Source organism: Agrobacterium sp. B1(2019) (genome assembly GCF_008274755.1).
GTDB classification, from domain to species: Bacteria; Pseudomonadota; Alphaproteobacteria; order Rhizobiales; family Rhizobiaceae; genus Agrobacterium; species Agrobacterium salinitolerans.
Map to the genome: position 1 here is coordinate 1,239,293 of NZ_VTPB01000001.1, position 14,522 is coordinate 1,253,814.

The 14,522-nt window shown below is 59.0% G+C and carries 15 protein-coding genes, 1 tRNA gene and 1 pseudogene; 13 read left to right on the forward strand and 4 right to left on the reverse strand.

Features of this window, described 5'->3' with window-relative positions:
• Window positions 1-6 precede the first annotated feature (6 nt).
• From AGR1_RS06145 to AGR1_RS06155, 3 genes are all read right to left on the reverse strand, one after another.
• Window positions 7-267 carry a hypothetical protein gene (locus tag AGR1_RS06145; protein ID WP_003502750.1) on the reverse strand — a complete coding sequence of 87 codons (261 nt, stop codon included), beginning with the start codon at window positions 265-267 and terminating at the stop codon, window positions 7-9.
• Window positions 268-350: 83 nt separating this feature from the next.
• On the reverse strand, window positions 351-1,844 hold the full coding sequence (locus tag AGR1_RS06150; protein WP_149146456.1) for a D-alanyl-D-alanine carboxypeptidase family protein: 1,494 nt from the start codon (window positions 1,842-1,844) through the stop codon (window positions 351-353).
• 138 nt (window positions 1,845-1,982) lie between these two features.
• On the reverse strand, window positions 1,983-2,702 hold the full coding sequence (locus tag AGR1_RS06155; RefSeq protein ID WP_149146457.1) for a hypothetical protein: 720 nt from the start codon (window positions 2,700-2,702) through the stop codon (window positions 1,983-1,985).
• Between the two features lie 137 nt (window positions 2,703-2,839).
• Here AGR1_RS06155 and AGR1_RS06160 point away from each other — a divergent pair, with 137 nt between their 5' ends.
• The 4 genes from AGR1_RS06160 (at window position 2,840) to AGR1_RS06175 (ending at window position 4,015) form a co-directional block, all read left to right on the forward strand.
• Entirely contained in the window at window positions 2,840-3,103 is a 264-nt protein-coding gene (locus tag AGR1_RS06160; protein ID WP_003502742.1) for a hypothetical protein, read from the forward strand.
• 15 nt (window positions 3,104-3,118) lie between these two features.
• The gene (locus AGR1_RS06165; RefSeq protein WP_080790745.1) at window positions 3,119-3,346 is read left to right on the forward strand and encodes a hypothetical protein; all 228 of its coding nucleotides are present in this window, start codon (window positions 3,119-3,121) and stop codon (window positions 3,344-3,346) included.
• A gap of 339 nt (window positions 3,347-3,685) precedes the next feature.
• Window positions 3,686-3,838, forward strand: a complete 153-nt coding sequence (locus AGR1_RS06170; protein WP_187772061.1) for a hypothetical protein — start codon at window positions 3,686-3,688, stop codon at window positions 3,836-3,838.
• 87 nt (window positions 3,839-3,925) lie between these two features.
• Window positions 3,926-4,015 (forward strand) — tRNA-Ser (locus AGR1_RS06175).
• A gap of 132 nt (window positions 4,016-4,147) precedes the next feature.
• Here the strand turns inward: AGR1_RS06175 and AGR1_RS06180 are convergent.
• A complete protein-coding gene (locus AGR1_RS06180) occupies window positions 4,148-4,486 on the reverse strand; it encodes a hypothetical protein (RefSeq protein WP_149146459.1) in 339 nt (112 codons plus the stop codon).
• A gap of 317 nt (window positions 4,487-4,803) precedes the next feature.
• On the opposite strand from AGR1_RS06180, the gene AGR1_RS06185 reads away from it, so the two are divergent.
• The 9 genes and pseudogenes from AGR1_RS06185 to AGR1_RS06225 all read left to right on the forward strand — a co-directional run.
• Window positions 4,804-5,892 carry a septal ring lytic transglycosylase RlpA family protein gene (locus AGR1_RS06185; RefSeq protein WP_149146460.1) on the forward strand — a complete coding sequence of 363 codons (1,089 nt, stop codon included), beginning with the start codon at window positions 4,804-4,806 and terminating at the stop codon, window positions 5,890-5,892.
• 75 nt (window positions 5,893-5,967) lie between these two features.
• A complete protein-coding gene (locus AGR1_RS06190; protein ID WP_149146461.1) occupies window positions 5,968-7,140 on the forward strand; it encodes a D-alanyl-D-alanine carboxypeptidase family protein in 1,173 nt (390 codons plus the stop codon).
• A gap of 137 nt (window positions 7,141-7,277) precedes the next feature.
• Complete coding sequence (tmk, locus tag AGR1_RS06195; protein WP_080792980.1) at window positions 7,278-7,952, forward strand: dTMP kinase; 675 nt, start codon at window positions 7,278-7,280, stop codon at window positions 7,950-7,952.
• On the forward strand, window positions 7,945-8,970 hold the full coding sequence (locus tag AGR1_RS06200; RefSeq protein WP_149146462.1) for a DNA polymerase III subunit delta': 1,026 nt from the start codon (window positions 7,945-7,947) through the stop codon (window positions 8,968-8,970). The genes tmk and AGR1_RS06200 overlap by 8 nt, the downstream gene beginning before the upstream one ends.
• 111 nt (window positions 8,971-9,081) lie before the next feature.
• Window positions 9,082-10,632, forward strand: coding sequence for a methionine--tRNA ligase (gene metG / locus AGR1_RS06205; RefSeq protein WP_149146463.1), 1,551 nt, complete (start codon window positions 9,082-9,084; stop codon window positions 10,630-10,632).
• Between the two features lie 11 nt (window positions 10,633-10,643).
• Entirely contained in the window at window positions 10,644-11,426 is a 783-nt protein-coding gene (locus AGR1_RS06210; RefSeq protein ID WP_149146464.1) for a TatD family hydrolase, read from the forward strand.
• Between the two features lie 2 nt (window positions 11,427-11,428).
• Entirely contained in the window at window positions 11,429-12,253 is an 825-nt protein-coding gene (locus AGR1_RS06215; protein WP_149146465.1) for an MBL fold metallo-hydrolase, read from the forward strand.
• Window positions 12,254-12,304: 51 nt separating this feature from the next.
• Complete coding sequence (locus AGR1_RS06220) at window positions 12,305-14,056, forward strand: chloride channel protein (RefSeq protein WP_187772168.1); 1,752 nt, start codon at window positions 12,305-12,307, stop codon at window positions 14,054-14,056.
• A gap of 131 nt (window positions 14,057-14,187) precedes the next feature.
• Window positions 14,188-14,517 (forward strand): annotated as a pseudogene (locus AGR1_RS06225) (metalloregulator ArsR/SmtB family transcription factor); the annotation flags it as partial.
• Window positions 14,518-14,522 lie beyond the last annotated feature (5 nt).

Here is a 14,522-nt window from a genome sequence, read left to right on the forward strand (position 1 = left end):
TGATTTTCAGCGTATCCGAATATGCACCGGTGCGCGGCCCGAGCGGCTTGCGACATGAAGGTGGATGTTCGCTTCCGGCTGATTGGAGCGCCAGGCGCGGGCGCCATGCGACAAAAGCAGCGCCACGAGATCGCGCGTCTTCGCCTTGGAACGGTTGAGACCGAGATCGGCGATACGCATCGCCGCCTCGTGAATGGGATGCAGAACCGACAGGCTGCCATGCCCGTTGCCAGACGCAATGTCCGAATAATTCTCGTTGACTGCCATCTTGGAAAGCCTCGCTACACATTACAAATTTCGAGGAGACAGGCGATGTTTCGAGCAGGAACCACCGCCTGTGGAAAGGTCCGTTACTGGCGTGACGCCCAGCAGTTGACGCCTTTCTTTTTCAATGCATTGCATGCATTCACCGCGGCGTTCTGGCCATCGAAGCCGCCGAAACGGGCGCGGTAGATCTGGGAGCCGTCCTTGTTGAAGGCGACCGTAAAAGGCTTTGCGGAGCGCAGCGCAGCGCCGCCTTTTTCCTGCGCGTTCTGCAACAGGCCGCGCGCGGAGTTCTCATCGGGAGATGCGCCGATCTGTATGACCCAGCCGCCCTGCGGAGCCTCGGACCTGGCCGAAACCGAAGGGGCGGAGACGACAGGCGTCGTGGTGGACGCGGTGACGATATCATCCACCTTGGTGGAGTTGGTGATCAGCTTGCGGTCCGGTGCGGAAGGCGCACGAGCAATCGGGTCCTTGCCCTTCTGCCAGGTTGCGGCTTCCATCGCCTTGACGGCTGCATTGGAAGAGGAGCCTGCAAAAGCGGTGACTGGCGCTTCCTCGTAACGGGTCTGCGGCACTGGACCGGAATTGGGCAGGCCGGCTGCCGTTGCTGCAACCGCCACGGAAGGAACGGCAGCGGCTACGGCGACGGGCTCTTCGACCGGCGCTGAGCGGGTCTGCGCAATCAGGTTGCTGTTGCCACCACGCGATGCCTGCGGCAGGTATGTTGCGACAAGCTTGCGCATGGTGGCGTCACGGGCAGCGCTGGAGCGGCCGCCGAGAACGACGGCGACGATGGAACGACCGTCGAGCTGAGCCGATGTGGCAAGGTTGCTGCCGGCTGCACGGGTATAACCGGTCTTGATGCCATCCACACCCTTCACAGTTCCGACGAGGCGGTTATGGTTGCCGATAACCTGCTTGCCGAAGTTGAAGGTGCGGGTAGAGAAATAGCCGTAATATTGCGGGAAATGCTGGCGAAGCGCGATACCGAGACGGGCCTGGTCGCGTGCCGTTGTCATCTGCGCCGTGTTGGGCAGGCCGTTGGCGTTGCGATAGGTCGTGCGGGTCATGCCGAGCGCCCGGGCCTTGGCGGTCATCATTCTGGCGAAACGGTCTTCCGAGCCGCCGAGATATTCGCCGAGCGCGGTTGCCATGTCATTTGCCGACCGGGTGACGAGTGCAAGGATGGCCTGTTCCACGGTGATGCTGCCGCCGGCGCGCACGCCGAGTTTGGACGGCGGCTCCTTGGCAGCGTTCGCTGACACCGGCACCTTCGAATCGAGCGAGATACGTCCGGTATTAAGCGCCTCGAATGTCAGATAAAGCGTCATCATCTTTGTCAGCGAGGCCGGATAACGCAGCCCGTCCGGATCCTCGCCATAAAGAACCTTGCCGGTCTTGGCATCGATGACGATGCCCGCATATTTCGGATCGGCCTTTGCGGTTTGAACGGATGTTGCGGTTATGAACGCCGCCGCAAGGGTTAACGCAATAAACCTCACAAAAGACGTCGCACCCGCTTTGCGCGAATGTGCTCCAGATAGACTTTTCAACACTGCTGAACTCTTCAATCGCATATTTATGTTCCGCTCGGACACGCCCCGCCCGATGCTCCGGGAAGAAACTTTATCGGGATGGCGTTACCAAGTGGTTTATGAAAGGTATCCGCCTTCCATAAAATGCGACTTTTCGCACGCAATCTGTGCCGTGCTGTTTCACCGATTTCCGTCTTTTACGAGGCGGTGCTCTACATAGTTTTTTACATCTGCGTCCAGCTTTTGCCAGTGCGGCAGCAGGGCTGAGGAGAAACGGTAGAACAGGCTGAGGTCCTGTCCGGCGTGAATATCCCTCTGGCAATCGCTGCCGGTGGCCGTCTGCGGCGTTTGCGGCAGCAGGCAGCGCACCACATAGACGCTTTCGCCATCGCGATCGCCGGTCAATATGACTTCCTTGCCATAGCCGGAATCGGCCCGCAGACGGTGCAGCAACAGGCCGTGCTTCAGCGGCACCGGTTGTCCTTCCGTCAGCCGCGAATAGATCGGTCCGAAACGACCGGACATGTCCTCGGACATGGTGCTTTGCGAAAGCTGGATGAAGATCAGACCTGCCGCCTGCGCCGGATCATCGAAAACGGCGCGATTCGCTTCCTCATACCCCTTGAGATCAGGCCAGCTCAGATAAAGGTCGACGCGCTCCCGTTCTCCGCCGAGGCGCCCGGAAGGCGCCCGCAGGGTGTTTTTGGCAAGCTTCAGCCGGTCGTTGCCGATGACGATCTCAACCTCTTCGGTGTCCGTCGTATGGCCCGCCTGAAGAATCCGCTCGCCATACCATTTGATACCGACATTTAGGACGCCGAGAAAGACGAGCAGAATTGCGGCGATAAGGACGGCCCGCAGCATGAGTGATGATGACAGCAGGGGTTTCTGGTCGTTCATGGGCTTCCATATTCATTCCAGTCGCCGGATGAGTTTCCCGCCGGGAAATAGCCGTGCAAAGCTTTAACCCGAGGCGATCGGCATTGAAATGATGTTTTGCCGCTGCTACCTGATAACAACCAAGCAAAGGACGGCATATGGCAGCGCGCGACAGATATTCCCGGAAGCTCGAATGTTCCAAATGTGGTCATCAGGGTTTTGCCGAAGCGTCGGAATCGGATGATAAGAGCCGCCGGGACGTCGATTTTCGCATCGATGAAATGCCGCGCGGATTTCGCGCGGAGCGCGTCTCGGGCGATCCGACGGATTTCATGATCCGCTGCGCCCAGTGCGGCAATATATTCCGTTTCTTGCAGAAAACCGCGTATGCGCCCGGAGGCGAGCCGCGCGTGAAGGCCTGAAGGAAAGGTGCCGGCATGACCTTACCACAACAACCGAACGGAGCGCCGCAAAGGCGCAAGCCGATCTGGCCGTGGATCGTGCTGCTGGTGCTGACGCTCTCGGCCATCTATTCCTATAATCGCGCCAACGAAATCATCACCGAGTTGTCTGATAGCTTGCCGCCGGCGCTGCTAAATCTATTCGAGGATATTCTTCGGGGCGACGGCCGGCACGGCAATAGCGGGCCGAGCATCGGCGTTTGAGACGATGGCGGTTATCGGCCGCTGGCCTTTCGGTAACGTTTGTTTTTTGTGGTCATAATAGAAAAAAAGCCCCGCAAAGAGGCGGGGCAGGTTGATCGCTCGGGGAAAGTTGGGCAATGCCCGGGAGCGATGGCCTGATATAAATGACAATATTGCTGACGCGATAGGCCACTTCCGTCTCAAACAGTACGCCTATGCATAAATTTCGCTCAATTTGCAGATTTTTGAACGATGAGTTTGCAGAATCTGTAAGACAACTTGACAGACTTCCGCTTTGTTCTTTGCATTGCCTAGAATTGCACATATTCGCCTTTAATATAACGTGACATGAGCAAACGCATGGATAAATCGGGAATCCTCTTTGTGGCGCTTTTGCTGGCGCTTGTGGCAATAGTTTTAAGCCTGACGCTATTCGATACGGCTCAGCAGGTGCCGTCGATACCTTCAGGTGACGGATCCCTGCTGCCGCCGGCAACGACACCGGGGCAATGATCTGCCAACCACGAAAGAAGGGCGATGCCGCTCGACCGTGCGGGATTGACGACCTTTTTCAAACCGCTATAAAGCCTCACCACCGATGGATGGGTGTCCGAGTGGTTTAAGGAACCGGTCTTGAAAACCGGCGTGCGTGAGAGCGTACCGTGGGTTCGAATCCCACCCCATCTGCCATCAAGCTTTAAAAATCATTCGAACAATGCTGCGGTGAGGCATGCTTCGCCCCCCTTCCTGGCTTTGGAATGGCTGCAAAAAAAGCGCGAATGGGAAGCCCGCTGTGCGGCGGGTTCCATTTTGTCGATGCAATCATATTTCCGGGCAGCCCCGTTCATTGGCGAAGGTGATGCGATCCGGTCCCCGGCGCGTGAAGCCTTCTACGACGACACGACCCGGGGTGACGCGCACGACCTCGGGATCGCGCAGGCCGGCCTCACGGGCGGCGGCGCGGGCTTCGCGTTCGCTGCAGCCGCGCATGCGGGGCGGGCCGCGGCGGTCTACGTCCCGGTCACGATCGCGGATGACGGGGCGAACGCCGTCGGGGCCGATTCTGAGTTCCATTCCCTGCGCACCGGCGGGGATCGGTGCGGCGAAGGATACGAGGGCGACGCCCATTGCCAGAGCTACGGTTTTCATTAGCTTGATCATGTTTCCTCCCTCAGCCGAAACCGGCGGAAGCTTGTTTGCTTGCGGGGAGAGAACGTGCTCGCCGTCCGTTTGTTCCTTGTGGGAGGGGGTGAGCGGGAGATGCTGCGGTGGCAAGTCTGGCCCGAGGGGAGGGCTGAAAAAATAGAAATCATTAACCACGTTCGTTACAATTTTATCGAATTTGCAGAAGTCGTTCGCATTTTCGCCACGTTATGCACAAGATTAAGCGACTGTTAGGTGCTTCGATGGCAGGGGCAAATAATCGAAGCAAGTGAGGGTGCGGTTCTCCGAGCCAATAGCAGCGTGGGGCAGACGATTTGAATTCTACGGTCAAGAAACTCGGCATCAACGCCAGGTCGGGCGCGAAGTGGCTTGCAATTTCCGTGCTTTGCGCCGCAACCGCGTCGTGTTCCACCACATCCGAGACCAAGTCCAAGCCCAAGCGCAGCAAGGAATATTTTTCCGAATCCGAATATGGCGTCAAAGCCAGCCCACGTGTGGCCGATGGCAAGGCCATTCCGAAGGGCGGCGGTCGCGAGCTGATCGGCAATGCCTATACCGTCAAGGGCCGCCGCTATTTCCCGAAGGAAGAGCCGGGTTACAACAAGACCGGCCTTGCCTCCTGGTATGGTTCCGCCTTCCATGGCCGCCTGACCGCCAATGGCGAAGTCTACGACAAAGAACATCTTTCTGCCGCACATCCGACATTTCCCCTGCCGAGCTACGCGCGCGTCACCAATATGGACAATGGCGCGTCGGTTCTGGTGCGCGTCAACGATCGCGGACCGTTCCACGAAGGCCGCCTGATCGACGTTTCAAGCAAGACGGCCGATCTTCTCGACATGAAGACCACCGGCACGGCCAATGTTCGGGTACAATACGCTGGACGTGCGCCGCTCGATGGCCACGACATGCCTTATCTGATGGCTTCTTATATTCCGAAGGGTTCGCGCTCGCCGGGTGTGGCGCCGGAAGGGCAGATCGCGACAGGCGTGATGGTGGCTTCAGCCTCGCCGAATTTTGTTCCGGCACCGGCGTCCAACCCGAATTATGGTGGTTCGACCCAGACAGCGCTTGTCGGCTCCAGGAAGAATGCAGCGCTGCAGGCCATGCCGCTGGTCAATGGTCCGGCGCCGGCTTTCGAACAGTTCGCGATCCTGCCGGAAATCGGCCCTATCCTGGCCGAGCGTCCGGAAGGCAATTTCATGCGTGAGCCGACGGTGCCCGGCGGCAATTATTTGCGTGTGCCGACGCCTTCGTCCAAATTTGCGGCGGCCTATTCCGAAGAATCGGCTACGGTCTCCAGGACCGAGAGCGCCTTCGACAGCGTGCTCGTCGACCGTGGCGCGCTCAATGAGCAATCGATACTCGCCCATGTGAGGCGTCAGCAGGCGAAGTCGCGCTGACGGATTGAAGGATACGGCCGGCCTTTTGCCTTTGTCGCGGGCAGCCGGTTACGGCAGGCAGGACTGGGCGGTTTCATGCGCAAGGCCATTCATCGCTCCTATTGTTCGCTCGTCGCAGCGGCGGCGTTTGCGTTTTTCAGTGCAGGCCCGGCGCAATCGCAGACCGGCCCCTTCATCGCAAAGGCCGAACAGGCCTATATGATCGATGCCGAAACAGGGACGGTGCTTCTTTCTCAAAATGAGGATCAGCCTTTTCCACCCGCATCGCTTGCCAAGCTGATGACGGTGGAAGTGGTGCTGGATGCGCTCTCAAAGGGGCAGGTGACCGCAGAGACGGCTTATCCCGTTTCGGAATATGCATGGCGCACGGGCGGCGCGCCTTCACGCACCTCAACAATGTTCGCGGCGCTGAAATCCTCGGTCAGCATCAACGATCTCTTGACCGGCATCATCGTTCAGAACGCCAATGACGGCTGCATCGTCGTTGCCGAAGGCATGGCGGGTTCGGATGCCGCTTTCGCCAAGCGCATGACGGTGCGGGCGGGCGAACTGGGCATGAGCCGCAGCACCTTTACCAATTCGACCGGGCTTCCCGACCCCGGCAACCGGACGAGTGCAAGGGACATGGTGCGCCTTGCCCAGCATCTGCATGACACCTATCCCGACCGTTACGGGCTTTTCACCAAACCGGATTTCGAATGGAACCGGATTTTCCAGCGCAACAAGAATACGCTCCTGATGCCCGGCAGTGGTATCGACGGTCTCGGTCTCGGTTTTGCGGAAGGCAGCGGTTTTGCGGCTGTCGTTTCGGCCGAGCGGGAAGGCCGCCGTGTCTATCTGGCGCTTGGCGGTATCGCGGACGACAAGACGCGGCAGGAAGAGGCCCGCCGGGTGGTGGACTGGGGCCTGACCGCCTTTGAAAAGCGCCATCTCTTCAGCAAGGACGAAGCGGTCGGGTCTGTGAGCGTTTATGGCGGCGATGTTTCGCATATCGATCTTTCGCCGAAGGAAGATGTCAGCGTGCTGGTGCCGGTCAATAATCCGGATCGTATTTCCGGCCGCATCGTGTATCGCTGGCCCCTGAATGCGCCGTTGGACGTCGGTGCAAATGCCGGAATGCTTAAGATTTTTTCGGGCGAGCGCCTGTTGCGGGAGGTGCCGCTTTATACGAAGGCGGCGGTCGGCAAGGGGTCTCTCACCCAGAATGCGACAGGCGCGCTGAAGGAACTCTTGCTGTTCTGGCTCTGAAAGATTGATCGAGGCGCGGCCTGGTTCCTATGCTTTTTTGCAGGCATCGGATTTTCTGAAAAGCGCTTCACACTTTTCGGTTCGATGCTGTAAACAGGCATTTCAACATTGACGTGAATTCCTCGCAGGACGTGACATTGGCCGAAAAGACCGGATTGTTTATCAGCTTCGAAGGCGGCGAAGGGGCGGGCAAGTCGACGCAGATTCGCACGCTTGCCGAGGCGCTTCGCGGCCGTGGTTTCGAGGTGGTCGTGACGCGTGAGCCGGGCGGCTCGCCGGGTGCGGAGGCCGTTCGGCATGTTCTCCTCTCTGGTGCGGCGGAGTCCTTCGGGGTGCGCATGGAAGCAATCCTGTTTGCGGCGGCGCGCAACGACCATGTCGAAGAGGTCATTCGCCCGGCGCTTGCGCGCGGCGAGATCGTGCTCTGCGATCGGTTCCTCGATTCGTCCCGTGTCTATCAGGGCACAACCGGCAATCTGGAACCGGATTTCATCGAGACACTGCAACGCATCGCCATTGACGGCATCGTGCCGGAACTGACGCTGATCTTCGACATCGCCGCCGAAAAGGGTCTCGCCCGCGCCAGAAAGCGCGCGGATGAGGGTGCCACGCCGGATCGGTTCGAAAAAGAGGAAATCGAGACCCACGAGAAGCGTCGTGAGGCCTATCTGGATATTGCGCTCGCCGAGCCGCGTCGTTGCCGGATCGTGAACGCCGACCAGCCGCAGGACAAGGTGACGGAGGATGTCATGTCCTTTGTCGAGCCTTTGCTCGAGCGTGCGGGAAAAGCTGCGGACGCCGCGCATGAGTGAGGTTCAGGGCGTTCTCGACGGCGCGATTGCGCCGCAGCAGAACACGAGGCTTTTCGGGCACGAGGAGGCGGAGGCCTTTCTTGCGCAATCTTATCGCTCCGGCAAGGGCCATCACGCCATTCTGATCGAGGGACCGGAGGGGATCGGCAAGGCGACGCTCGCCTTTCGTTTCGCCAATCATGTGCTGACCCATCCCGATCCCGCATCCGCGCCGGATTTCCTTGCCGATCCCGATTCGCAATCACTGGTCAGCCGGCAGATCACCGCCGGCGCCTCGCACAATCTGCTGCATCTGACCCGTCCTGTGGACGAAAAGACGGGCCGTGTGAAATCCGCCATTACGGTGGACGAGGTGCGGCGGGCAGGGCACTTCTTCTCGCAGACCTCTGGCACGGGCAACTGGCGTATCGTCATCATCGATCCCGCCGACGATCTCAACCGCAACGCCGCGAATGCCATTTTGAAGATACTGGAAGAGCCGCCAAAGCGGGCGATGTTCCTCGTCCTGTCGCACGCGCCGGGAAAATTGCTTCCGACCATCCGATCCCGCTGCATGCCGTTGAGGTTGCTGCCGCTTTCCGATGCGACCATGGTGCGATCTCTCGATCATCTCGGTATCAGCCCGGAAGGCGAAAAACGCGACGCTCTGCTTTCCGCCGCCAAGGGCAGCGTGGCGCAGGCGCTGAAACTGATGAATTATGGCGGTTCCGACATTGTCGAGGTCTTTGCCGAGGTGATGGCTGCCGAAGGGCCGGGGGCACGCAAGCGCATGCACAAGCTTGCGGAGGTTCTGGCACAGAAGGATGGCGACATCGTCCTCGGCTTCTTCATGGAGCATGTGACGGAAGAACTGATGGCACGAGCGCGGGCTGCGGCAATGGCGGGCGATATCGCCGCGGCGGAGAAACATGCACGGCTTTCCTCGGCGCTCTCTGAACGCACCGCTGTCGCGCAGGCCTATAATCTCGACAAGAAGCAGATGGTGCTGTCCATTCTGGAAGATATTCGTTCGGTTTAGGCACCGGGGTATGAATCATACCCAAAATGGGGAAGTTGTTGTTTCGCTGCTGCGAACAATGGTTTAAGAGCGGTCTATCCAAAAAACAGCCTGTAAAGTCGATAGACCGTCATGACAGACAAGACACCATTCTACATCACCACCGCGATCTCCTACCCTAACGGCAAGCCGCATATCGGCCATGCCTATGAGTTGATTGCGACGGACGCCATGGCGCGCTTTCAGCGCCTGGATGGAATGGATGTTTTCTTCCTGACCGGCACCGACGAACATGGTCAGAAGATGCAGCAGACGGCCCGGGCGGAAGGTATTTCGCCGGAAGAACTGGCTGAGCGCAATTCAGACCAGTTCCGCGAAATGGGCAAGCTGCTCAATGCCTCCAACGACGATTTCATCCGCACCACGGAAGAGCGCCACCACGAGACGTCGCGCAATATCTGGAACCTGATGGCCGACAGCGGCGACATCTACAAGGACAGTTATGCCGGCTGGTATTCCGTTCGCGATGAGGCCTATTACGCCGAGGACGAGACGGAAGTGCGCGCTGACGGCGTCCGGTACGGGCCGCAGGGCACGCCGGTCGAGTGGGTGGAGGAGGAAAGCTATTTCTTTAAGCTCTCCGAATATCAGGACAAGCTGCTGAAGCTCTATGAGGAAAACCCGGAATTTATCGGTCCGGCCGAACGCCGCAACGAAATCATCTCCTTCGTTAAATCCGGCCTCAAGGACCTGTCGATTTCCCGCACCACCTTCGATTGGGGCATCAAGGTTCCGAACGATCCGAAGCACGTCATGTACGTCTGGGTCGATGCGCTGACCAACTACCTCACTGCCACAGGTTATATCGAAGACAGGAACGGTCCGCGCGCCAAATATTGGCCGGCCGACGTGCATATCATCGGCAAGGACATCATCCGTTTCCATGCCGTCTACTGGCCGGCTTTTCTGATGAGTGCGAAGCTGCCGTTGCCCAAGCGGGTCTATGCACATGGCTTCCTGCTCAACAAGGGCGAGAAGATGTCGAAGTCGCTCGGCAACGTCGTCGATCCGGCCAATCTGGTGAACCATTTCGGTCTCGATCAGGTGCGTTATTTCTTCCTGCGCGAAGTCTCGTTCGGCCAGGATGGCAGCTATAGCGAAGAGGGCATCGCCACCCGTATCAATGCCGATCTTGCCAATGGCATCGGCAATCTCGCCAGCCGTTCGCTCTCGATGATTGTCAAGAATTGCGACGGCCAGATCCCGACGCCCGGTGAGTTCACCGAAGAAGACAAGGCGATGCTTGGCTCCGCCGACGGGCTGCTCGCGCTCTGCCGCGAGGAGATGGGCAAGCAGCTCATCCACCGCGCGCTTGCGGCCATCATCGCCGTCGTCTCGGAAACCGACCGCTATTTCGCCTCGCAGGAGCCGTGGGCACTGAAGAAGACCGATCCCGAGCGCATGGGCACCGTGCTTTACGTGACGGCGGAAGTGGTGCGCCAGATCGGCATTCTCCTGCAGCCCTTCATGCCGCAATCCTGCGAAAAGCTGCTCGATCTTGTCGCTGCGCCTGCCGATAAACGTGATTTCGCTGCTTTGGGCGAAGCTGGCCGTCTGGTTCCGGGTACTCCCCTGGAAGCACCGAAGCCGGTTTTCCCGCGTTACGTCGCGCCGGAAGCGTGAAGGCGACAACGATGCTGATCGATACCCATTGCCATCTGGATTTTTCCGATTTCGAGGCCGAGCGCGACGACATTATCGCCCGCGCGCATGCTTCTGGCGTCGCCCAAATGGTGACGATCTCGACCCGGGTGCGTCGGCTGCCGGAGCTTTTGAAGATCGCGGAAAAATATCCGTCAGTCTTCTGTTCGGTCGGTACGCATCCCAACAATGCCGACGAGGAACTGGATATTTCCGCCGACGAGCTTGTGCGGTCGGCGGAGAGCCACGACAAGATCGTCGCCATCGGTGAGGCGGGTCTGGATTATTTCTACGATACGCAGAAGCCGGAAGACCAGAAGACCGGTCTCATCCGACACATTGAGGCCGCAAGAAGAACAAAGCTGCCGCTCGTTATACACAGCCGCAGCGCCGATGAGGACATGGCCGCTATTTTGCGTGAGGAAAGCGACAAGGGGGCGTTTCCCTTCATTCTGCACTGCTTCTCCGCCGGTCCTGAACTGGCGAAAACCGGCGTCGAACTTGGCGGTTATGTGTCCTTCTCCGGTATTCTGACCTTCCCGAAATCGCAGGATATCCGCGATATCGCCGCCACCGTGCCGCTGGACAGGCTGCTGGTGGAAACGGATGCGCCTTATCTCGCGCCGAAGCGCTGGCGCGGGAAGCGCAACGAACCCTCCTATGTGGTCAACACGGCGGAGGTTCTGGCCGAGGTGCATGGCGTTTCCTTCGAGCGCATGGCCGAAATCACCACCGAAAACGCCTTCCGCTGCTTTTCCAAGATGACAAGGGTGTAGGCGTGGCAATCTACCGTCGTCGCTTCACGGTTCTCGGTTGCGCGTCCTCGCCCGGCGTGCCGCGCATCAACGGCGACTGGGGCGCCTGCGACCCCGAGAACCCGAAGAACCGGCGCACGCGAACGGCCTTCCTAGTGGAACAGATCGGCCCGGATGGCGGCAGGACGACCGTCGTCATCGACACCGGCCCGGATTTTCGCGAACAAATGATCGCGGCGAAGGTGGAGGCGGTCGATGCGGTGCTTTACACCCACGCCCATGCCGACCATCTGCACGGTATTGACGATCTGCGCATTTATTTCGCCCTTCAGCAAAACCGCATTCCCATCTATGCCGATCCCGTTACCATGGCGCGCATAAAGGACGGTTTCGCCTATTGCCTGGAGACCCCGCCGGGCAGCAGCTATCCACCCATCGTCGAACCACGGATCATCGCCGATATCGACACGGCCTTTATTATCGACGGGGCAGGCGGGCCGATCCCATTCAACGTGCACATGCAGCAGCATGGCGATGTGCATTCGTTGGGTTTCCGTATTGGTGACGTCGCCTATTGCACCGATGTCAGCGATTTTCCGGTAAAAAGCCTGCCGAAACTTGCCGGTCTCGATGTCCTCGTCATCGACGCGCTGCAGCACCGTTATCATCCCAGCCATCTTTCGCTGGAACAGGCGCTCGGCTGGATCGAAAGATTCGCACCCAAAAGGGCGATCTTGACCCACATGCACATCCCGCTCGATTATGAAACGGTGATGCGTGAAACGCCTGATCATGTTGAACCGGCTTATGATCAGATGCGTTTCGAAATAGAGATCGAAGCAGCCTGACGCCGCCTGAGAAGGAATAACATGTCGACCAAGCCTTTCCGTGCACCCAGTATGGCGAGCTTTTTCGACAATCTGCGCGCCAGTCGCCTGCGGGCGATGTTTCGGCGCGGTGAAGTGGGGCTGGTGCTTCTTGCCGTCTTGATTGGCATTGCAGCGGGCCTTCTGGTGGCGTTGATCGGCGCCCTGAGCACGGCACTGCATGTTCTGGTTTTCGGCGTCGAGCGGCTGAGCAGCAGCGATCTCTCCGGCCGTATCGTGCTCGCCGGGCCGATCATCGGCGGCATCGTGCTCGGCCTGATCATCTTCATTCTTTCGAAAACACGCAAGAAACCCATGGTCGACCCCATCGAGGCGAATGCGCTGCATGGCGGTCGCCTGTCGCTAACGGACAGCATCATCGTCTGCGTGCAGAATATCGTCTCCAATGGTTTTGGCGCGTCTGTCGGGCTTGAGGCCGGCTACACGCAGATCGCCAGCGGCGTCGCCTCGAAGATCGGCATCAAGCTGAAGCTGCGGCGAGGGGACATGCGCATTCTTGTCGGCTGTGGTGCGGCGGGCGCGATTGCTGCGGCCTTCAACGCGCCTCTGACCGGGGCGTTTTACGCCATCGAACTCATCATCGGCACCTATACCGTGGTGACGCTTGCGCCGCTCATCGTCGCGGCGCTGGTGGCGACGACGGTCATCGGAATTATCGGCGGCCATGGCATTTCGATCGATATTGTCGATGCCAGCCGTGTGACGCCGGCCGATTACGTGCCCGCCATCTTTCTCGGCGTCGTGTGTGCGGCCATTGGCATCGTGCTGATGCAGGCGGTGTCCTTCATCGAAGAAACTGCGCGCAAAAGCGCCATTCCGGGCTGGCTGCGCCCCGCCATGGGCGGCGTGGCGGTGGGTGCTCTTGCGCTGATTTCACCGCAGGTGCTGTCGAGCGGCCATGGCGCACTACATGTCAATATTGATGCCGAACTGACGATATATGGGGTGGCCGGGCTGTTTCTGCTGAAGGCGGCGGCCAGCGCCATTTCCATCGGTTCGAATTTCCGCGGCGGCCTGTTTTTCGCGTCGCTGTTCATGGGATCGCTGCTCGGCAAGATTTTCGCGCTCTGCGCACCCTATATCGGTTATGGGTCGACAGCGCCCATCGTCTATGCCGTGATCGGCATGAGCGCCTTTGCCGCCGCCATCATCGGCGGGCCGCTGACGATGACGTTTCTGGCGCTGGAACTGACAGGCGACTTCCAGATCACGGCGCTGGTGCTTGCCGCCGTCATCACCACCTCGCTCGTGGTGCGCACCACCTTCGGTTATTCCTTCGCCACCTGGCGTTTTCACCTGCGTGGCGAGAGCATTCGCAGCGCCCACGATATCGGCTGGATCCGCGACCTGACAGTCGGCAGGATGATGCGCGCCGATATCCGCAAGGCCAATGTCAGCATGGGGCTTCCGGCCTTCAAGGAGAAGTTCCCCCTCGGCTCCACGCAACGGGTGATCATGACCCATGATGACGGGCGTTATGCCGGCATCGTCCTTGTCCCGGAAATCTACGCCGACCCGATGGATCGCGACCCCAGCAAAATCAGCCTCGAAACCTATCTGCATTACAAGAACGATGTGTTGCTGCCGACCATGAATGCCCGGCAGGCGGCGGCAGCCTTCGATGCGGCGGAAAGTGAAGCCCTTGTCGTCGTCAACGACAAGATTGAAAACCGTCCTGTCGGATTGCTGACTGAAAGCCATACGCTGAGGCGCTACAGCGAAGAACTGGATTTGCGACGCCGGGAAGCGTCAGGAGAATTATGAAATTACATTAATTTATCATTTTTAATTATTGATATAATTGTATTATTGGTTATTTACATGATCATTCTTTCCGCTGAGCGGAGACGACATTCGGCGCTTGACATACTATATATATCCATTATTCTGGATGTATGGATAACAGCAGTGCAATAACCGCGCTCGGCGCGCTCGCCCAATCTACCCGACTGGAGACCTTCCGGCTTCTCGTGCACCATGAGCCGGATGGCGTTCCGGCCGGTGAGCTTGCGCGTCTTGTCGACGTTCCCCAGAACACGATGTCGGCGCATCTCGCCACGCTTTCCCGGGCTGGCCTGGTCAAGAGTGAGCGGCAGAGCCGGTCCATCATCTATCGCGCCGATCTTGACGGGTTGCGTCTGCTGACGCTGTTTCTGCTGAAGGATTGCTGCGGTGGTTCGACCGAGCTTTGTGCGCCGTTGATTGCCGAGCTGACACCCTGCTGCAAACC